Raw genomic sequence first — 21,823 nt, forward strand, 5'->3', positions numbered from 1 at the left:
TAAAGTCTTATTGTTAATCTGTTGATTCTGTAAAAACTTAAGTATACAATGTATTGTCATGAGAAATTACATGCTCTTTTACATTGTTTTGAAATTCTTGAGGAGTTTGCCCTACGTGTTGTTTAAAGAAACGACTAAAGTATGACTGATCTTTAAAATGAAGATTAAACCCTATTTCTTTAATAGTGTTTTCGCTATGTATAATTTGGCGCTTAGCCTCTAATATCAACCGATCATGAATTAGTTGTACTCCAGTTTTATCTAGCTTTTCTTTTAAAATTTGATTTAATCGCTTAGCACTAATGTCCAATTTACTTGCATAAAAATCGGCAGTTCGTTTATTCTTATAATTTACTTCAAGCAGAAGCATAAACTCATAAACGCGCTTTTCATTAATATCTTGCAATGTAAAATGCTGTTCTTTTAGCTGTATCAATTTTAATAAAAACACCTTTAAAACAGCTTTCATCATTATTAGATTAATGACGTCGTGACTGTATTCTTCTTTCAAAAGTTGAAGAACAGCAGCCAAACCATTCGAACCTTCTTCGTTTACTTGTAAACAAGAAAATTCACCTTGAATGTTGAACATTCTAAATACATCTAACAAAAATTCTTTCAAATCGCCTTCAAGTAATTCTTGCTTAAAAGATATCAAGACACCGTTTTTACCAGCTTTGTTCAATTGATGCACTCTATACGGCGGTATCAAATAAATCCAATCTCCCTTTAAAGTTTGGAAATCGTGTTGTGGAACATGAAGTGCATCTTCATTTTGTAACCATACAATTTCATAAAAATCTCTTCTTGCAGGATCATTTAAATAGGCGGGTGGACAATTTCCTAAATCTTTTATATATAAAACTTTATCACTCAGCATAAACTTCTTTTTAAACATGAAGCAGACTTAAAACTTTCAAAGCATTATCTACCTAAAAAAAGCCCGTTTCCAAAATATACCACAAAAATAGCCAATAACACCATCATTAAAAGCCATAATAGCAAATTGTACCAGACAACTGTCTAATTGTGTAAGTCTTTAGCTAGTAATCCCATATACTTTTGTAGTCGATTTTAATGCTAAGAGAATTTCAATCAAGTACCCTATGGATGATACGCTTAAAAAAACCAATACAGAATTGATAGAAGATGCCATGGATATTATTATTGGTGAACATCTCAAACTTATTAAATCTATACAATATGATGAGATAGCGGCATTGATACCGACAATTACAAATGCTAAAAACATTTTTGTCACTGGTTCAGGTAGAACCGGACTCATGATGAAAGCTTCAGCAATGCGCCTGATGCATTTAGGATACAAAGTACATGTAGTTGGTGAAACTACAGCACCTGCAATTACAAAAGGAGATGTACTTATTGCTGGGTCTGGATCTGGCACAACTAGCGGAATTGTTAGTGCAGCAGAAACAGCAAACATAGAAGGCGCGAGTGTTATATGCTTTACCACAAATGCAGCGTCTCTTTTAGCATTACTATCAAAGCATACGGTTACCATCCCTGCGGCACAGAAGCAAAAACGTGATGAAGATATTTCAAAACAATATGCAGGTAGTCTGTTTGAGCAGTCATTGCTTTTGGTCATGGATGCTTTAATACAGACTTTATGGGAACTAGATGGCAGTTTGGCTTCAGATTTATGGAAGCGTCATGCTAATATGGAGTAAATACAAGAATTATAGTTAAATAATACAGAACATTAGAAATATTTAAATTATGGCAAAATTACAAGTAGCAATAGATTTATTAAAAATAGAAGATGCAATTGCATTGGCAACAAAAGTGGCTCCTTATGTAGACATTATAGAGCTTGGAACACCACTTATTAAAAGTGAAGGCTTATCTGGAATTAGAAAAATGAAAGATGCTTTTCCTGATAAATTAGTTTTAGCAGATTTTAAAACGGCTGATGCAGGTGAATTAGAAGCAGGTATGGCTTTCGGTGCAGGTGCTGATTATGTAACAATTTTAGGAACAACAGGAGATTCTACCATAGCTGGTGCGGTAAAAGCTGCTATAGCAAATGGTAAAGGTGTTGTTGTTGATACTATAGGTGTTAAAGATAGAGTTAAGCGTGCAAAAGAAGCAATTGCTTTGGGTGCGGAGTTTGTTGAGTTACATGCTGGTTTAGATGAGCAGGCTGAAGACGGGTATTCTATTCAAGTGTTGATTGATGAGGCTGCAAGAGCTGGTGTAAAAGTATCTATTGCTGGTGGTGTTAATAGCAGTAGTATTACTGCTGTAAAACAATCTGGTGCTATTGTGGCGGTTGCAGGAGCAGCTATTTACGGAGCAAAAGATCCTGCGCAAGCAGCAAAAGAATTAAAAGAGCTGTTAAATGCTTAAGCGGTTTTAATTAAATGTGATTTTAGTATTGATTAACAAATTCTCATGAATATCTTTTCATGGGAATTTGTTGTTTTTGACTTGTTCTATTTCACAAAAATTTCTGAGTACAGTTTCTCAAAAAAACCTTGAGTACTAATGTTATTATACATTTACGTGAAAGTGTCGACAGCCTTTTAATTGGGTATATCCGCCAGTGGCCGCTAAATATATTTTTAGGGGAAGGGGTGTATACCGTTTTTATGGAAAGGTGGTAAGTGAATTTGGTTTTTTAAGTATTGAGGTCATTAAACTTCAAAAACAAGATTTTGTGCAAGACCCAAGGTATGCCGATATGAAAACCAGTACCAAGGTTTTTGACCAAAAGAAGGTGAATAATCAAGAAGGGAAAATAGAAGTTAGAGAATAGAAAAGAGAGAAAGCTCTATTGCAACACGCTAAGCACCCTGCGAAAAACCATCAACCAACAACTAATCTTAAAAAGCTTCTAATACATAACCGAATATCCAATATAAAATAAGAAATACAAAAACGGTTCCTATACAACCACATTTTCCACCTCCAATTTTCTTTGCGCCATACCACGCACCAATAATTTGAATCAGTTTTTTCATAAAGCCAATTTACGGGTTTTGATGGTTACTTTTAAAACAAAATGTAACTCAAAAAAAATTGGTTTTAGCTTTCCTTTTTTAAGAAACCCAAAACCAATTATCAAAAATTATAAAACTATTCTTTATTTGTTTTTATAGGCCTTGTCTAAAAATTCATAACGAGCATCATTGTTGGCTTCTATCAATTTACTTTTGGTATCAATTACCATAACAGCAGGGTTCTTGTCATTTGATTTTGCTGCTTCCCAATTTGGTAAACCTTCTCCATTTGGGTTCCCAGTTTTAATGAAATTGACAAAGTAGGTCATCATTTCTTTAGATACTTTAAAATCATCTGCAGTCCATGCATAGTCTTTTACCAAGTGTAAATTTCCCATGCAATATTCAATTTCGCAGGCATGTGGTGCGCCTACCGCTTTTGGTGCCGGTGGATTATCAGACTCTTTTGCTATTGTTCCGCCAGCCAAGCCAGAAGCTAATGTTTTATCAACTAAGGGCGGCCTTAGTTTACTGTACAGATAACGGTATACTGGCTGATTACTATTTTTTCTATGTAAATCAAACCATTTCCATGTACTGTACGATATAAAACGGTCAGAAGCTAATGCTGTTGCCGATAGTTCAATTTCTTTTTCAGAACCATGTGGGTATAGCTCTAGTACTTTTTGGTATTCTTTTGGATACGCTTCTTTTACTTTGTTTATATAATTTTCTTCTGTGTATGGGCCTTGAGTAAAAGCTAAACCAGGTATTTCTGCGGAATTCCAACCCAGTAATAAGGGAACCATTGCTTGCTCTTTGTTTTTGAATATTTCAGGTAGTGTATTTGGTAAGAAGTATCTATCCAATACTGCAGGAAATCCAAATCTTTTGGATTTGTTATAAAGTTCGTACACTTCTCTTGTACTCAATTTGCGCAATTCTGAAAGAGTGGAATGTCCTATACTCTTTGCAAAATCCAAACCTATTTGTTCTGCCTCTTTTAAAGGTACCGCAGCCATGGTTGGGTGAATACCGGCACCGCTTTCCCCAATGGCTCCTGCAATCAAGTTTTTTGATAGGGGAGAGGCCATTTGTTGGCTCGTCCCAATAGATCCAGCCGATTCACCTGCAATAGTCACTTTTTTGGGATCACCGCCAAAAGCAGTAATGTTTTTATTCACCCATTTAAGTGCTGCATTTTGATCTAATAAGCCATAATTTCCAGATGCTTTATAAGAAGCCTCAGCACTCAATTCCGGGTGAGCTAGAAATCCAAATATGTTTAGCCGGTAGTTGGTGGTAACCACAACAATGCCCTCTTTGGCCATACTTTCTCCATCATATCTTGGTTCTGATGCATCGCCTGCAACATTACCACCGCCAAAAAAGTATACAAGTACGGGTAAATTTTTAGTGTCCATTTTAGCAGGTGTCCAAACGTTTAAATAGAGACAATCCTCACTAACTCCATTAGACCTTGAGTTCATGTCTCCAAAAACCAATGTTTGCATTGGTCTTGGACCAAATGTCTTGGTTTCTTTTACTCCTTCCCAATTTTCTAAAGGTTGGGGAGCTTTCCAACGCAGTTCACCAATTGGTGGTTTGGCAAATGGAATCCCAAAATATCGTTGTATTCCAGTATGTGTGTCGTAATTACCTTCTATAGTTCCGTTTTCAATAGTCACTTGAACCGGAAAAGAATTGGTCTCTTGTGCAGAACTTAAGTTATAGGATAAGAATAGCGAAAAAAGAAGTATTTGAATGTTTTTCATTAGGATAGATTTTCTATTGTCTCAATATGAAACAATAATACATCTATTTTTTTAAATAGTTGATAATCTGTAGATTGAAAATTTGTCATTATCGCAGATTTCCCTATAATTTGGTTCTAAAAAACAAGGAATGATACTTTTACAGCATCATTCCTTGTTTTAAGAATTTATGTAGAACCGTTTAGCTGGTTGTTATTTTCTTCTGAGAATATTTACTCAACACCAAGAATAAAACACCACAAAGCAACCAAGCAGGTAAGGTTACAAAAGAAAGGAATACATTAAATTGAACGGATATAAAATAGAATAACCCGAAACTGATACCCCATGCCAATAAAACTGATTTGTTGAATTTTATATTGGCAACTTCTGCATAGTTCTGAACTATGCCGGCTTGTTTATGGAAGAAATGTTCAAATACGATAACGGCACCAACAGGGGCTAAAATAAATCCGTACAGTGCCACAAAATCCAATAATTTCATAGCAAAGGCAGGGAACAGTCCGGCAATGGTGGCAATGGAACCTGCTAAAATAGTGACCCAAAATGTGGAAGCTTTTGGCATAATGGCTTGAAATGCCAATCCGGCTCTATAAATGGTAGGGTTTGCTGTTGTCCAACCCGCCAATACCACGGCTATGATTCCAAAAACACCAATTGCATTATACGCCAAAGGACCAGGAGCAACATTAGGTGCTTCACCTTGTGCCAGTAAAGCTTGTGCTTCCGGTGTTTGAACGTAAACAGCATAAATTAATGCAGCGGCAATCCATGCCATATAATGGCCCACATACATACCAGCAGCGGTAGTCCATCCGGAACTTGCTTTTTTGGCAAATCGGAATACGGAAAGATCAGACATACCAATGTGCATTGCGGCATTGGCAAACCAAGACCAAAAGAAAACATGCCAGAACGTATATTTTATTTGACCGGGAAATGGGTCACTACCTTCGCCCCAAATATTCCAAAAATCCTGAAAACTGCCTACGCCTAGTTGTTGTAACGCTACAATACCGCAAGCCAGGAAAGCCAACACAATAATTGGAGACATCCAGTTTGCAGCTTTTGATACCGTGTCATATCCCTTAGAAGCAATTAACGAAATAACCGCGCCAAGTACCAATACGATAATAATCCAAGTTGGCCCATTGGGCATAGTGTCGGTTAGTTTAGGCATTTCCATGTCAAAAGGAATACCAACTGCCGTTGCAGAAACCGTAATCATGGCACCTGCTAAAAAACAGAATAAAATTCCGTTGGCAAGGTTATACCCAACAACTAATTTTTTCCCACAGATTTTTTCTAATTGATAGTATAAGGTCAGTCTTCTTTTAACGGCTATTTCAGAAGTCAAAAATCGCCAGCTGATTACCGCCATGAGGTTTCCTAAAAGTAAACCGATTATTAAGTCAAAAGCACTTACGCCAGTAGTTAAAAATAATGGTCCAATTACAAATTCAGTGCCTGCGGCATGTTCACCTGCATACATACCTAAAAAACTTTTCCAGCTTTTAAGGTTGGATTTGGGTACGGGTTCTCTTTCAAATTCGCCACCGGCCAATTTTTCAATTATTTCTTCTTCTTGGTGATTTTGGCTCATGGCGGTGGTTGGTTTTAAGTGGTTATTAAATGTTTTGGTAAATCCTCTACACGTTCACAGCATAATTGGTCCATTACCTGTTTAAACTGTGTCTTTAGCATGCTAATCGTGTGGTCTCCTCCTTTATTTCCTAAAGCTCCGGTTCCATAAACAAAAGAGCGACCCATGAAAGTGAATTTTGCACCGCATGCCATGGCACGCGCTATGTCAGGACCTGAGCGAAGACCACTATCCATCATAATTTCTATTTGGTCACTATATTTCGCTGTAATTTCTTGTAATGAATTAATGGTAGATTGTGCGGCGTCTAACTGTCTGCCGCCGTGGTTAGAAACGATTATACCGTCAAACCCCATACGAATAGCGTCTTGTGTATCTTGCTCAGAGGCTACGCCTTTCAGAACTAATTTTCCTTTCCATCTATCACGGATCGGTTTTATTTTTTCTTCATTCAATCTTCCAGAAAAAGTTTGGTCCATGAACGCACCTAGTTGTCTTAAATTCAATCCTTCTGGTGTGTAGGGTTTTAGAGTCTCAAAAGTAGGTTGGCCATATTTTAAAGTATTGAATGCCCAATTTGGTTTCCCTAAAATCTGTAGGATGTTTGAAACCGTCATTTTTGGAGGTAATGCTAATCCGTTTCTAAAATCACGAGGACGATAACCGAAAGTGGGTACATCGCAAAGTAACACCAATACAGGGCAACCAGCTACTTCAGCTCTGTTAATGATGCTATCTCTAATTGCGTCATCAACCGGGTTGTACAATTGAAACCAAGCATTACCTTCGGTAAGCTCACTTGCTTTTTCAATATCCATCGTAGTAACCGTACTAAGTATAAATGGGATATTATGGTTGTAGGCAGATTTTGCTAGAATTGCAGGCGTATTTGGCCACATTAAGCCTTGCAAACCTACGGGTGCTATACCAAAAGGCGCATCGAATTCCATTCCCAACACTTTTGTTTTTGTAGAGCTGGCACCTTGATTTCTTAAATACCGTGGTTGTAATTGTATTTTACGTATTTCTGAGGTGTTTCTAGCTAGGCTAACATCTTCATTACAACCTCCATCTAAATACTCAAAAGCAAATTTTGGTATTCTACTTTTCGCTTTTATTCTTAAATCATCTACTGATGGATAATCCGAATTGAAACTTGTTGCCATAACTCTTTCTTATTTTATAATGAACGGGACATGTTTTTTTAAACTGTAATTTTTCTTCAAAAACTTGGAATTCAACTTACTATCAGAAATAGCAATGGCCGCACCTAATGCAGAGCCTAAAGATGAATCTGTAGTTCGTAGTTCCATGTTTCTTAAATAATGGGATAGCAATTTAATGTAAACATCATTATCACTAAAACCGCCGTCAATATAAAGTTTTTCTATGGGTTCGTCACCTGCTGCAATCTTAATACTTTCAACTTGTAACAAGACCAATTCTGTCATTAAGTGGTGGTAGGCATGTTCAAAATTATCATAGTATATGTTGGTTTTTTTTGGCATTTGTTTGGTTGTGAACCCTTTCCATTTAAAGATGGGTTCCATATCCTTTACAATTTCAAAATAGGTATCGTTATTAAATTTGACCGACTTGTGGTAATCTTCGCTAACACCAAAAAATTCAGCCATTTCTTTTACTTGTAACGTATACTCATTTCCTAAAAACAAGCGAGCGGATTTTACAGGTTTGCCATTGATCCGCATATAATTAATACAGTTTTTATCAATGTCTTCTTTGGTCAATAATTTTTCTGAAAACGGATTTAAAGCAATACTCCATGTACCTGTAGAAACCAAAATAAATTTCTTTTTAATGCTTCTTACATATGGTAGTAGTGCTGCAGAACTGTCGTGAATGCCTACACCAATTTTTATTCGTTTACCGTTGTAATTAAGATTGATACTCGTTTCTGTTGAAACGATAGGAGGTAGGATTTTGTGAAATTCTTCTGCATATACCCAATCGTGATAATCTTTCTTTGAAAAATCCCACAACGATGTATGGCAACCGATACTGGTGTATTCACTAATGGGGATACCCGTAAAAATATAGCTAATGTATTGTGGTAAGTGTAACGAGTATTTAATCTTTTTAAAAACAGCAGGTTTGTTGTGTTTTAACCAATATAGCTGCATGCCAGAATTAAGCATACCATCATTAGACGAACCTGTTGTAACTGCTATTTTCTCTTCAGGGCCATATTTTTCAAAAAAGGAATCTATCACTTTTTTATCTAAAGGCTTGGTGTAATTGTATAGGGGAGTCACAACTTCTCCCTGTTCATCCAAATGAACCAAACTGGCCCCATAGGTAGAGAAGTTAATGGCCGTTATATTGTATTTTTCCGATTTTAAAATCCTGTCAAATACATTTTTTAACCAATCTTGAAGCGATTTTAAATCTTCTGTAGGGTGACCGTCTTCATCAACAATAGTATCAAAAGTGGTATATTCTCTATACACTTCTTGATAATCGGCATCAAAAAGAAAAAACTTCTTATTGGTTTTACCTATATCGAATATGGCGGTTACTTTTTTCATGAACTATAAGCCTGTAGCTACAGAATTCATACCTCTTTCTTTTATCAAACCTTCCCTAATTCTTAAAGAACGATACGATTTTAACGGGTCTATTGCACCACCACTTAATGCTCTTGCCTGGGCCAATAATGGGCGCACATCTGTTCTATAGGCATTTTGTAATATTTCTTGACAAAGCGTTACATCATTTCTTGATTGTGCTGCCTGTAATTCTTCTTGGTCTACTAAAAGTGCTTTTGCATATGCTTCTTGAATAGCTTCTAAGGATTGTAATAAGTCTTCAAGTGGGTCTTTAATATTATGGCTGGCATCAATCATCCAAGCTAAATCAGGATTCTGAGGATTATTTTCCATACCATATACCAATTCATTAAAAATTAAGAACAAGGCATAAGGTTTTACACTACCTACCGTACTATCGTCATCACCATACTTACTGTCGTTAAAATGAAAACCGCCTAGTTTTCCTTTTAGCATTAAGGTTGACACTATTTGTTCAATATTTGTATTGGGTAGGTGATGGCCTAAATCTACCAACGTATATGCCTTTTCACCACAAGCATTTGCCAACATAAAAGAGGTGCCCCAATCTTGTATTACGGTACTATAAAAATTAGGCTCGTAAGGTTTGTACTCAATAAACATTTTCCAATCCTCTGGTAATGCCGAATATATATTTTTTAAGCTGTTTTCTGTATGGGTTAAAGCAGATTGGAAATTGCGTTGACCTGCAAAATTGGCGCCATCTGCCAACCAGACTGTTAAGCTTTTTGACCCTAGTTTTTCACCTATTTTAATGACATCTATATTATGTTGAACGGCCTGTTCACGTACCGATGCATTTAAATTGGAGAGCGATCCAAACCTATAACTTTCCTTTGCATTTTTTTGATCTTGAAAGGTATTGGAGTTTACGGCATCGAAAACTAGGTCGTTTGCATTCGCCAATTCTTTTATGGCATTATAGTCTTGTGGAATATCCCAAGGAATGTGAAGGGAAATTGCCCCTGCAGTTTTGGTAAGGGAATGTAGAACACCTACATCTTCAATTTTTTGTTCCAATGAAGCGGGCTCCCCAAAAAAACCGAACCTACCAAAACGGGTTCCACCGGCACCCAATGCCCAACTAGGTATAGCCACTTGAAAATTGGCAAGTTTTCTAAGAATACCATTTACATCTTTATCTTGATTATCTAATTGATCGGATAAAAAGTTAAAGTAATCTTGATGACTTCTTTGAAATCTATTGTTCTCTGATAGAATTTGGTCTTTATTTAGTTGCATACAAAGTTGATTTAAAATAGACCTGTTGGCTTACTACACCAACAGGTCTGCACTCACTCACTCAATTTACTATCGTACAAATGCATTGGCCATACCGCCATCTACATTTATAATATTCCCTGTAGATTTATCTAATATACCAACTAAGGCAAAAACACCATTGGCAATATCGGCAGGATATATGATTTCGTTCAATAAATTTCTTTTTGCATAATGTGCCGGTAGTTCTTCTACGGTAATACCGTAGGCTTTTGCACGGCCTTCTGCCCAGTCTCCTTCCCAAATTTTACTGCCCACGATGACGCCATCTGGGTTGACTACATTTACCCTGATCTTATCGGAAGCCAATTCTGCCGCTAATAAGCGTGACATATGTTGTTGGGCTGCTTTAGCAGTACCATAACCTACGTTATTTGGACCGGATACCAATCCGTTTTTACTGGCAATATTTATAATGTCACCCCCCAAACCTTGTTTGCGTAAAATTGCTACTCCTTGTTTGGCTAATTCAAATTGACCTTTAACCAATACATTTTGTAAAATATCCCAATCTGCATCCGTAGTTTCTGTCAACGGTTTTGAAATTGCCAAACCTGCACTATGTACTATAATATCAATACCACCGAATTCTAAACATGCTTTTTTATAAGCTTCTGCAATCGATTCGTTTTTTGTGACATCACATACCGCATAACTGGCTACATCACGTGCATAGGTGTCAACGGCTTCCTGTAATCTATCTTCCGCAATATCACTTAATACTACATTGGCACCTTCTTCCGCTAATTTATCTGCGATTGCTTTACCAATGCCACCACCTGCGCCTGTAATAAAGGCTACTCGTCTGGACAATGGTTTTTCTTTAGGCATTCGTTGTAGCTTGGCTTCTTCCAACAACCAATATTCTATATCAAAAGCTTCCTGCCTTGGCAATGATGTATATGCCGATATAGCTTCCGCACCACGCATAACATTAATCGCATTTACATAGAATTCATTGGCTACACGCGTAGTTTGCTTATTTTTTGCAAAACTGAACATACCCACACCAGGATAAATAATGATCACCGGATTGGCATCACGTATGGCTGGACTATTGGATTTTTTACACGTGTCGTAATAATCTTTGTATTCTTGTCTATATTTTTCGAAAGATGGTTGCAGTTTTTTTAGAATAGCATCCGTATCGCTTAAATCTTCATCTGTTTTTAAGTCCAATACCAATGGTTGGATCTTGGTACGTAGGAAATGGTCGGGACAAGAGGTGCCCATTGGTGCCAAACGTTCCAAATCATTGCTGTTAATGAATTCAAGCACAATGTCATTGTCATTGAAATGACCGATCATTCTAGCTTCGGAAGAACATAAACCTCTAAGCATTGGCATAAGTTGTGCCGCTTTTTCCAATCGTTCTTCTTTGGGTAGGCTTTGTAATTTTTGTCCACCGAAAACACTTCCTTTTTCCTTTATTTTTTTCTCGATATATTCCGAAGCCATTTCAATGACCTCTAAACTGTTTATGTAGGACTCATAAGAGGTGTCGCCCCATGTAAAAAGTCCATGGCTCCCTAAAACAATACCTCTAATACCCGGATTGTCGTTTAAACATTTTTCCAATTGAAGCCCCAGGTCAAAACCAGGTCGTTGCCAAGGAACCCAACCCATAGTGTCTCCCCAAATTTCTTTGGTCACCTGTTCACTGTCCTTGGCCGCGGCTACCGCAATCAAAGCATCTGGGTGTAAATGGTCTATATGCTTAAAAGGTAGTAACCCGTGTAAGGGTGTATCTATAGAAGGTGCTTTACTATTTAAATCATAAATACAATGGTTGAACAAGCCTACCATACGGTCTTCATCTTCTAGACCACCATAAACGTTTTTTAAGTCGCGTAAACGCTCGGTATACAATCCTGCAATACCTGCCTTGGTCAAAGTGCCTATATCGCCACCAGAACCCTTGATCCACATTACCTCAACGTCTTCATTGGTCAGTGGGTCTTTTTCTATGGTTTTACAACTGGTGTTACCGCCTCCGTAGTTGGTAATTCTTAAATCTGCCCCCAATATATTGGAGCGGTATAAAAACAGGGCAACTTGGTCATCACCAAATTGAGCGGCTTTTTTTTCATCCCAAAGGTAATTAACGTGTTTAAAGTTTTTTTGCATCTTGGATTGCTTAGTGTTATTATGATAATTCCAAAGATAGGAGAACAAGAATTTTTAGCTATCCTGTAGTGTTATGGTAGTTTATCCTAATTGATTACTATTTTTATGCTTTATTTAATATAGCGTTAATAAAGCCCTATTAGGTTTTTACCTAAATTATCCAACATCTTTTAATCTATTAATTTCCATAAACAATAGAATGGCCGAGCACTTGAATATAGTAATAAATGAATCTTCTAGAGTACCTAAATACAAGCAAATTGTAGAATCTATTATTGCGGATATTTCAAAAGGTAAATTAAAGATCGGTCATAAAATACCATCTATTAATGAATTGAGCGAGTATTGCGACCTTTCTAGGGATACCGTAGAAAAGGCTTACAGGGAATTAAAAAATAGAAAGGTCATTGTATCGGTCAAGGGTAAAGGGTTCTATACTGCCAAAACAGACTTGATTTCCAAAATCAATGTTTTCTTTCTGATCAATAAACCTAGCTCCTATAAAATGCGAATTTACAACTCGTTCGTTGATGGTATTGGGGTAGATGGACATGTAACCTTATCTATTTACCATTGTGATGAAACCCTGTTTGCATTGGAAATTCAAAAGAATTTAGGATCTTTTGACTATTATGTGATCATGACCCATTTTAAGAATGAGCGGTTAGAGCATGTTAGTTATACGGATAATACCTTAAAGGAATTAGAACGTATCCCGAAGGATAAATTGATTATACTGGATAATGATAAGCCCGAAATAAAGGGAAATTACAGCGCTATTTACCAAGATTTTCAACAGGATATTTATAGTGCCTTAAAAGAAGGTATAGAAAAGCTTAAGAAGTATGATAAGCTTATTCTGGTCTATCCTCAAAAATCTGTTTTTCCATATCCTAGAAGAATTTTAAGAGGGTTTGTCCAATTCTGTGGCGAGTACAATTTTGACCATGAAATTTTGGATGAAATCTATGAGGACATGGAGTTGAGCAGTAGAGATGTTTATATTACCATAGAGGAAATGGACCTTGTTAAATTGGTGCAGCAAGTAAACGCAAAAGAATTGACCCTGGGCAAGGATATTGGTATTATTTCCTATAATGATACCCCGTTAAAAAGTTTGCTGGGCATTACCGTAATCAGTACGGATTTTAAGACCATGGGGGAGACTGCTGCCTATATGGTGCTAAAGAATAAAAAAGAAAAGGTGAAGAATGTGTTTAAATATATTGAACGGAATTCTGTTTAGTGCTTAAGGTGTTAGAGGCCTAAGCCGTATAGTACAGGATGGCATATCTATAAATCACTATTATTTTTAGAAAAAATAGAAGATTGATTAGTTTACCTATAAATTCAAAAAAACGTATTGTAGCTTTTATAACCGCAGTAGTTTCATTTGTTGCAAATGGACAAATTAAAGATATGCCTACAAATTTTGTTTTTGGCACGCATAACGCAAATACAGAATATGCCGTAGTAGATTCAAGCCAGCCCTATACAGAACAATTAGGTTATGGGTTTGATTTTAACACGTCCAAAAATGTGCAGTTTCATCATAACGGTTTCAGTATAGACAAGGCCCCGGTTTATTTTTCTGTCATGAAGCCGGAAGGAAATTACATGGTCAAAATTGATTTTGAAGGGGCGGAGTCTGCAACTACTATCATCTTAAAAGCAGAATCCAGAAGGTTAATGTTAGATACTATAATTGGCCCAAACACCACGTTTTCCAAATCTGTAATGATCAACGTAAGAACGCCAAATATAATCGGTGGAGGTGAGATTTCTCTAAAGGATAGGGAGTTGACCTATTTAAATTGGGACCGTAAATTAACCTTGGAATTTTTAGGAACTGCTAAGGTTAGAGCAATTCAGGTTACGCCAATACCGAAAATCACCAGTATTTTTTTAGCCGGTGACTCTACCGTTACCGACCAAGATTTAGAGCCTTGGGCCTCTTGGGGGCAATTTATTACCCGCTATTTATCAGATCGCGTTGTAGTTTCTAACTATGCCTATTCCGGAGCATCATTGAGCTCTTTTAAAGGGAGTCGTCGATTGGAAAAAATAGGCTCCTTGTTGAAGAAAGGCGATTATCTTTTGATAGAATTTGGACATAATGACCAGAAGCAGAAAGAGGAAAATGAAGGGCCATGGCTCAACTACACAAAGTTGTTAGTGGAATTCGTTAATACAGCACGGGAAAAAGGAGCAATCCCCGTTCTATTGACTCCGGTCCAAAGACGATCTTTTGGTGAGGATGGGAAGTTGAACAATACACACGGCGAATACCCAGATGCAGTACGTGCAGTTGCCAAAAAGATGAACGTTCCTTTGATAGACCTCACAAAAATTACCACTACGCTTTATGAAAGTTGGGGTGATGATCGTTCTAGAAAAGCGTTTGTACAATATCCTGCAAATACATTTCCTGGGCAGAGCACAGCCTTGGAAGACAATACCCATTTCAATGCATTTGGCGCTAATGAAATTGCGTTTTGCGTCATTCAGGAAATTAAAAGACAAGGCCTACCATTAGAAGTGTTTTTAAAAAATACTACCCCTGCTTATAATCCTGCATTTCCAAATCATATTTCTCAATGGGCCTTGCCACTTAGCAATCGATTTGAACCTACAAAACCAGACGGAAATTAAATAGAAGTCAATAATGAAGAACAATTTTTTCCTATTCCTAAGTGCTCTTTTGAGCTTAATACTATTGAACGCTCAAGAAACCGAAAAAATATATCTTTCTGGTGTTGATTTTGAACATCCTGTACAGTGGGACTTTATGGTCAATGGCGGTAGGAACAGTAATCAGTGGTCTACTATAAATGTGCCTTCACATTGGGAATTTGAGGGTTTTGGAGAATATACCTATGGTAGATGGTATAAAGAATTAGACCAGGACGAACCCAGTAAGGAAGAAGGTTTTTACAAACATACGTTCATGGTGCCAGCTTCCATGGAAGGGAAAAAGGTAGCGATAGTTTTTGGTGGAGCCATGACCGATACCGAAGTAAAAATCAATGGTAAAAGTGCAGGGGAAATACACCAAGGCGGCTTCTATGAGTTTTCGTACGATATCACCTCTTTATTAAATTATGGGGAGGATAATCTGTTAGAGGTGCATGTGTCCAAACATTCTGCAAATGCTTCAGTAAATGCTGCCGAACGAAAGGCAGATTGGTGGTTGTTCGGAGGAATATATCGCCCTGTGTGGTTATCGGTGACGCCAAAAACGCATATTGCCCATGTAGCCATTGATGCAAAAATGGATGGTACGGTCACATCAGAATTGACTGTAGAGAATTTTTCGCAAATGTGCAGTTTGGAGATCTTTTTGACCAAAGTGAACAGTACTGAAAAAATGGGGAGCGAAGTGTTTATCCTCAATCCAAAAAAATCATCTTTTAATCTCAAAACCAAATTCAGCGATATTGACCCATGGTCTCCTGAAACTCCTAATTTATATGACCTTCATTTCAGTTTACAACAAAATGGAAAGACCGTTCATAATGTTACCAAAAGAATTGGATTTAGAACCCTGGAATTCATTAAAAAAGACGGCATTTATGTAAATGGAAAGAAAATTATTATGAAGGGTATCAACAGGCATACCATTTGGCCAGAGTCCGGTAGAAGTACCAGTAAACGTATTAGCATAATGGACGCTAACCTGTTGAAGGATATGAATATGAATGCGGTGCGTAATCACTATCCGCCAGACACCCATTTTTTAGAAGCCTGTGATTCTTTGGGGCTTTTTGTGTTAGATGAATTGGCAGGATGGCAAAACGGCTATGATACTGAAGTAGGCATAAAATTGGTTACCGAAATGGTGCAGAGAGACGTTAATCATCCATCGGTGCTTATTTGGGACCATGGCAATGAAGGCGGGTGGAATTATGAATTAGACCCATTATTTAAAGAATTAGACCCCCAAGATAGGATTGTAATACACCCGTGGTCAGATTTTGATGGTTGGGATACGCACCATTATCCCGCTTACCAAACCGGGGTACATCGATTTGTAAATGGGGAGAATGTATTTTTTCCCACCGAGTTCATGCACGGTACGTATGATAACGGACATGGTGCCGGACTAGAGGATTTTTGGAACCATTTTAAGGAGAGTCCGCTTTTTGCTGGCGGATTCATGTGGGCTTTTAGCGATGCCGCTGTATTGAGAAGCGATTGGAAAGGCCAAGAGCAAGTGTATGACTCGAAAGGTTCATTGGCACCCGACGGAATTTTAGGTCCGCATCGTGAAAAGGAGGGTAGTTTTTTTACGGTTAAAGAAGTTTGGGCTCCCATACAATTTGCTCCTGTAAAAATCACCAAAAAGTTCGACGGTACTTTCTATGTCACCAACGATTATATATATTCAAATTTAAACTCAACTTCATTAAAATACCGCGTTGTACAAGCAGCGAAAGACGCTTTTTACTCAAAAAGTTCCTCTAAAATTATTGAGAGCGGTACACTTAAGGCTCCAAATTTAGAGCCTAAAGAAACCGGTAAGTTGATGATGCCTATTTCTAATAGTTTTTTTGAAGGTGATTGGCTTGAGATTACGGCGCAAGACCAGCATAATAGAGAAATTTATACATGGTCATGGCCCATTCATAATGCTCCTTACTATGCAAAAAAATTCTTGTCCGCTACAAATGAAAAAACTGTGGCGAAGGTCATGAAATCTGGAAATGAAATAATATTAACAGGTGGCGGCGTAATCATGAAATTGGATACAGAAAGCGGAAAAATTAAAAGTGTATCGAATAAAAAAGAAATGATCCCTTTTAATAACGGTCCAGAACCTATAGGGATGAAAGCAGGTGTAAAAAGTGTAGATACGTATACCGATGGGCAAAATGCCATTTGTCTAGTGAATTATACCGGTGGCATCCACTCCATAAGATGGACCATGTACCCAGATGGTCGCTTGCATATGGAGATGATAGCGCTCAAAAATGCAGGAAGAAATAGTGGTTTTGATGGTGCCTTTGTAGACGATAATATTAGCGCATTTGGTATTTCATTCAATTTTCCAGAAGATGGAGTAGAGGACATAAAATGGTTGGGTAGAGGACCTTACCGTGTATGGAAAAATAGGATAAAGGGAACCACTTACGGACTTTGGGAAAAGGAATATAACAGTACCATTACAGGCGAAAGTTTTGAAAATTTGATCTATCCGGAATTTAAAGGCTATCATGCCAATATGTACGCCGCTGCTTTAAAGGCTAGTAACCATGGTTTTAAGGTGTTCAGTGAATCTGAAAAGGTTTTTCTCCGTTTATTCACACCAGATGAACCTAAAAATGGGTTTCCAGGCAGTCACCCGCAACCGGAATTTCCTTCTGGCGATATTTCCTTTTTATATGAAATACCGGCCATGCGCTCTTTTAAACCTTTAGCACATCATGGGCCGCATAGTCAACCGGCCAGTATCCGCATTAAAAGTGGCGATGAAGGCATTCCCATGAACCTATGGTTCGATTTTAGACCTCAAACAAATTAATTATGCAAACGATTAAATCAGTCCTATTAGTTGTTTTTTCTAGTGTACTATTTGTGCAATGTACCTCCTCAAGTATTGAGAAACCTACCGTTTATATGGTAGGAGATTCTACGGTTAAGAACGGACAAGGAGATGGTGCTGGCGGACTGTGGGGGTGGGGAGATTTTATTGGCCAGTTTTTAGATAGTACAAAGGTGAATGTCGAAAACCATGCATTGGGGGGCACTAGCAGTAGAACGTTTCAAGATTTAGGACTTTGGGATTCGGTACACCGTAAACTGAACAAAGGAGATTATGTGTTGATTCAATTTGGGCATAATGATGATGGGCCAATAAATGATGATTATAGGGCGCGTGGTACTATTAAAGGGGTCGGTAATGAATCGGAAGAGATTGATAATATACTCACCGGCAAACATGAAATTGTACATTCCTACGGATGGTATATACGAAAAGTGGTAACAGAAGCGAAAGAGAAAGGTGCTATCCCAATTGTATTGTCGCCTATTCCAAGAAATAAATGGAACGAAGGCAAAGTGCCTTTAAATAATACCTCTTATGGTCTGTGGGCTAAACAGATAGCACAAGAAGAACAAGTGACCTTCATAGATTTGAATACAAAGATGGCCCAGAAAATGGAATCCATAGGTGAAAAAGATATCACGGGAACTTATTTCTACGAACACGATCATACCCATACCAGTGCAAAAGGAGCGGTCATGGCAGCAGAAGTCATTATTGAAGCATTTAAGAAATCATCCAATTCTTTAGCTGATTTTATATTGGGAAGCCCTTTGGTCAAGTTGCCTAAAAAACGAAATTTATTTTTGGTGGGCGATTCTACTATGGCAGATAACGGTGATGAAAATGCCGTAGGCTGGGGTGTTCCTTTTCCTATTCATTTTGATACGACACGAATACAGATAATCAATAAAGCAAGGGGAGGTAAAAGCTCAAGAACATTTATGTATGAAGGATTATGGGACAGTGTATTAAAACAAGTACAACCAAAGGATTTTGTACTGCTTCAATTTGGACATAATGATGCCGGAAATATTGCAAAGGCAAAATACAGAGGTTCCTTAAGGGGAATTGGAGATGAATTACAAGAAGTAGTTCGGCCTGATAGTACGTTAGAAACCGTTCATACTTTTGGCTGGTATATGAAAAAATATATACGGGATGTCAAAGCGAAAGGGGCAGTGCCTATTGTACTAAGTTTAACGGTGCGTAATGAATGGCCGGGTGGTATTGTTGAGCAACGGACGGATTCATATATAAAATGGGCACGGGAAGCTGCCAAGGTGGAAAACGCCATTTTCTTGGATATTAGTGATAGTTTAGCCGTTAAATATGGTGAATTGGGTAAAGAAAAAGTTAATGCATTCTTTCCAAAAGACCACACGCATACCGGGGCTAAAGGGGCGGCATTCAATGCAAGAATCATTGCCCAAAGCTTACGAAACTGTTCCACTTGTGGATTAAGGGAATTTATTTTACCTATTAAGGATTGATTCTTTAATCCATAATTGGCAACTCATAAAAATGAGGACTATCTGCAGGATATAGCGCTACCTGATCCAATACTATGCCTGTTTGATTTACGTAAACCTTAAGAGCTACCTTACCTGTCTTCCCTACTTGTACGGGAACCTTTACTACCGTACTGTTCCGCAATACATTTTCTTTCCATTGATCGCTTCTGCCTTTTGTGTTCAATGTTATGGGTGCTAGCTGTTCACCATCTATTTCTATACGTATTTCATGGTCAAACGTGTTGGAATGGGTTGGGAGGCATCTAAGTTCAAATAAATACGCACCAGGTTGTTCCACATCAAATTCATATGCAACCCATGGTTGGTCATTTTTAAAGCGGGTGTTGGACAAAGGAAATAGGGTTATTGCTTGGTTACTGTACCCTAATCCCTCTATTGTTTTCCAATTGCCTTTAGAAGTCTTGAACCCTGATGCTTTTTTAGTTTTGCCTTTAAAAGTGACATTAAAGTTCCTTCCTGTATCTATGTTAGGCTTATGGGATGTTGGTGCATCAAACACCGGTAAGTTTCTTGGTGCCATGGACATCATATGGTTCCATTTTCCACCTATTAGCTCTTTGTTATAATAAGCGGTAAGTTCTTCAATGGTGTTAAATGCCTCTTCACTTTTTTTGATATAAGCTGCCTTGTCGGCCTCATCCTTCTCGGTCAATGCCAATTGTTGATAAAGAAACTTACGGTTCATTAATGCCGCTCCTTTTACCGGATATGCTACCAATTGAAACCAAGCCGCCAATTTCTCTTGTGGCAAAAGAGATTGTAGACTATCGGTTTTTTTATAGAGCATATCATATGCTGCTATTCTATCTTTTGCACGTTGGTTAGTAAAGTTGGTTATCCCGGTAGTGGTTGTAGGTTCGGTTTGGCTCCAACCCATATATTCTGGTTTGCGCAAAAATGCTAATCGGTAATATTCGTCCATGACCATGGCAATCTCATCTGCAATCTCAGCGCCAAATTCCCGAGCGGACCATTGTCTTAAATGTTCATGAATTGTAGACTCCTCAATTGAATTGATATCCCAAGCCAAGTCCAGAAAAAATTCCATTCCGTATTCTCCAGGTTTGATATCCCCTACATTGGCGATCCATATTTTTTTTGCACCGTTAGCATAGGCCCTACTCATTTCATACCAGATAAGTCCGGGTTGGGTGGTACTCAGCCAAAGATAATCGTGTGGTCTGCCCCAATAGCTTAAATGGTAGTATACACCGCTTCCGCCAATTCGTTTTTGCTCTTCTTCATTGCTCAATCTGCGTATATATCCATAATTATCATCCGTCCACATTAACGTAATATCCTCCGGCACCTCTAGTCCTTCGTTATAGATATCCAGGACTTCTTTATAGGGGATGAAAACTTGAGGAATCTGGGTTATTGGTTTTTCCAAAGTGTTGGATAGCATTGTGCGCTGCGTAGTCATAATGGTATCCACAAAAGCCATTCCCTCGGCCAGACTTGATATGCCTTCCATACCGCTGTCATGAATACCGCGCATACCCAAGGTCATAATGGTATTGACGTTTTTCTCTTTTATTTCAGCAATTCGAGATTGCCAGTATTCGTTGATACGATTTTTGTTGGTACTGTATTCGTACTTGCCGAAATCATGGTTCCATTCTGCCACATTATTACGCATCATAGGTTCTGCATGAGAGGTGCCAACGATCATTTGGTATTTTTCGGCCATGCCCGCATTACCTTCGACCGTAAAAAATCCTTGCGTGCAAGGGTGCATGGCAGGCCAAATGGTGTTTGCTTTTAGGCGCAATAGCAATTGAAAAATCTTTTCATAGGTTTTTGGACCAATATCACCGGTCTCGGTATCAAAGGTTTTGGCCGCCCAAGGTTGTAACCCCCAATCTTCATCATTTAAAAATATACCGCGATACTGCACTGAAGGTGATTGAACAATACCTTTTTCAAGTAGTTCTAGCTGTAATTTTTCTTTTTTTAGTGGAACAACATCTGCCCACCATTGCCAAGGTGAAACGCCAAGTTGTTCTGCCAATTCAAAAATGCCATATACGGTTCCGCGAACATCACTACCTGTAATGACAATATTTTGTTGAGTATTCTGGATGCTAAAAGCCTCCCATTTTCCTAGTAAGGAATCATTGGATGTTGTAAGTGTTGTTAACAGCTCGTCTTTAACTTCACCTATATAAATACCGGTTTCCTTTTGGGTATTCGTTTTAATAACATTGGGCTTAGCGCCAGTAATACGTTCTATGTCTTTTGAAAGTTCTTCCGCAGCCCAGAATATTAGCGGGTCGCAATTAGAGTCCACATAAATGGATGTTGTATGGGTTTTATCGGCAATTAAAAAACCATCTGTAACTGTTTGTTTTGTACAGGATACAAATTGAATCGATAGTATTAGTATGAGTAAACGCTGTATCATATGTT

The 21,823-nt window shown here is 37.9% G+C and carries 16 protein-coding genes; 7 read left to right on the plus strand and 9 right to left on the minus strand.

Translation table 11 applies throughout. The annotated features are described in order from the left end of the window. Positions 1-37 precede the first annotated feature (37 nt). Complete coding sequence (locus JM81_RS13750; protein WP_261375059.1) at positions 38-898, minus strand: AraC family transcriptional regulator; 861 nt, start codon at positions 896-898, stop codon at positions 38-40. 208 nt (positions 899-1,106) lie between these two features. On the opposite strand from JM81_RS13750, the gene hxlB reads away from it, so the two are divergent. The 3 genes from hxlB to JM81_RS13765 all read left to right on the plus strand — a co-directional run bounded on the left by hxlB (position 1,107) and on the right by JM81_RS13765 (position 2,779). Further along, entirely contained in the window at positions 1,107-1,691 is a 585-nt protein-coding gene (gene hxlB, locus JM81_RS13755; RefSeq protein WP_144804271.1) for a 6-phospho-3-hexuloisomerase, read from the plus strand. Positions 1,692-1,740: 49 nt separating this feature from the next. Beyond that, on the plus strand, positions 1,741-2,370 hold the full coding sequence (gene hxlA / locus JM81_RS13760) for a 3-hexulose-6-phosphate synthase (protein ID WP_144804273.1): 630 nt from the start codon (positions 1,741-1,743) through the stop codon (positions 2,368-2,370). Between the two features lie 196 nt (positions 2,371-2,566). Beyond that, a complete protein-coding gene (locus JM81_RS13765) occupies positions 2,567-2,779 on the plus strand; it encodes a hypothetical protein (RefSeq protein WP_144804275.1) in 213 nt (70 codons plus the stop codon). A gap of 67 nt (positions 2,780-2,846) precedes the next feature. On the opposite strand, the gene JM81_RS18460 is transcribed toward JM81_RS13765, so the two are convergent. From JM81_RS18460 to JM81_RS13795, 7 genes are all read right to left on the minus strand, one after another. After that, complete coding sequence (locus JM81_RS18460) at positions 2,847-2,984, minus strand: hypothetical protein (RefSeq protein ID WP_027065147.1); 138 nt, start codon at positions 2,982-2,984, stop codon at positions 2,847-2,849. A 122-nt stretch (positions 2,985-3,106) separates the two neighbouring features. Beyond that, positions 3,107-4,738: a carboxylesterase/lipase family protein gene (locus tag JM81_RS13770; RefSeq protein WP_144804277.1), complete on the minus strand. Its 1,632-nt coding sequence runs from the start codon at positions 4,736-4,738 to the stop codon at positions 3,107-3,109. A 181-nt stretch (positions 4,739-4,919) separates the two neighbouring features. After that, positions 4,920-6,341: a purine-cytosine permease family protein gene (locus JM81_RS13775; protein WP_144804279.1), complete on the minus strand. Its 1,422-nt coding sequence runs from the start codon at positions 6,339-6,341 to the stop codon at positions 4,920-4,922. Between the two features lie 14 nt (positions 6,342-6,355). Then, complete coding sequence (locus JM81_RS13780) at positions 6,356-7,507, minus strand: alpha-hydroxy acid oxidase (protein ID WP_144804281.1); 1,152 nt, start codon at positions 7,505-7,507, stop codon at positions 6,356-6,358. Positions 7,508-7,516: 9 nt separating this feature from the next. Then, positions 7,517-8,887 carry an FGGY-family carbohydrate kinase gene (locus tag JM81_RS13785; RefSeq protein ID WP_144804283.1) on the minus strand — a complete coding sequence of 457 codons (1,371 nt, stop codon included), beginning with the start codon at positions 8,885-8,887 and terminating at the stop codon, positions 7,517-7,519. Positions 8,888-8,890: 3 nt separating this feature from the next. Next, on the minus strand, positions 8,891-10,171 hold the full coding sequence (locus JM81_RS13790) for a sugar isomerase (RefSeq protein WP_144804285.1): 1,281 nt from the start codon (positions 10,169-10,171) through the stop codon (positions 8,891-8,893). A 69-nt stretch (positions 10,172-10,240) separates the two neighbouring features. Further along, positions 10,241-12,337 (minus strand): bifunctional aldolase/short-chain dehydrogenase, encoded by a 2,097-nt coding sequence (locus tag JM81_RS13795; RefSeq protein WP_144804287.1) that lies wholly within the window; start codon positions 12,335-12,337, stop codon positions 10,241-10,243. Positions 12,338-12,536: 199 nt separating this feature from the next. Between JM81_RS13795 and JM81_RS13800 the strand changes: the two genes are divergently transcribed. From JM81_RS13800 to JM81_RS13815, 4 genes are all read left to right on the plus strand, one after another. Next, positions 12,537-13,583 (plus strand): GntR family transcriptional regulator, encoded by a 1,047-nt coding sequence (locus JM81_RS13800; protein ID WP_186435578.1) that lies wholly within the window; start codon positions 12,537-12,539, stop codon positions 13,581-13,583. Positions 13,584-13,756: 173 nt separating this feature from the next. Beyond that, entirely contained in the window at positions 13,757-14,989 is a 1,233-nt protein-coding gene (locus JM81_RS13805; protein ID WP_144804291.1) for a rhamnogalacturonan acetylesterase, read from the plus strand. Positions 14,990-15,002: 13 nt separating this feature from the next. Further along, positions 15,003-17,858, plus strand: coding sequence for a glycoside hydrolase family 2 TIM barrel-domain containing protein (locus JM81_RS13810; protein ID WP_144804293.1), 2,856 nt, complete (start codon positions 15,003-15,005; stop codon positions 17,856-17,858). A gap of 2 nt (positions 17,859-17,860) precedes the next feature. Continuing rightward, complete coding sequence (locus JM81_RS13815; protein ID WP_144804295.1) at positions 17,861-19,372, plus strand: rhamnogalacturonan acetylesterase; 1,512 nt, start codon at positions 17,861-17,863, stop codon at positions 19,370-19,372. Between the two features lie 4 nt (positions 19,373-19,376). On the opposite strand, the gene JM81_RS13820 is transcribed toward JM81_RS13815, so the two are convergent. Further along, positions 19,377-21,818 carry a glycosyl hydrolase 115 family protein gene (locus tag JM81_RS13820; RefSeq protein WP_144804297.1) on the minus strand — a complete coding sequence of 814 codons (2,442 nt, stop codon included), beginning with the start codon at positions 21,816-21,818 and terminating at the stop codon, positions 19,377-19,379. Between the last annotated feature and the right edge of the window lie 5 nt (positions 21,819-21,823).

Source organism: Maribacter sp. MAR_2009_72 (assembly GCF_007827235.1).
Lineage (GTDB): Bacteria > Bacteroidota > Bacteroidia > Flavobacteriales > Flavobacteriaceae > Maribacter > Maribacter sedimenticola.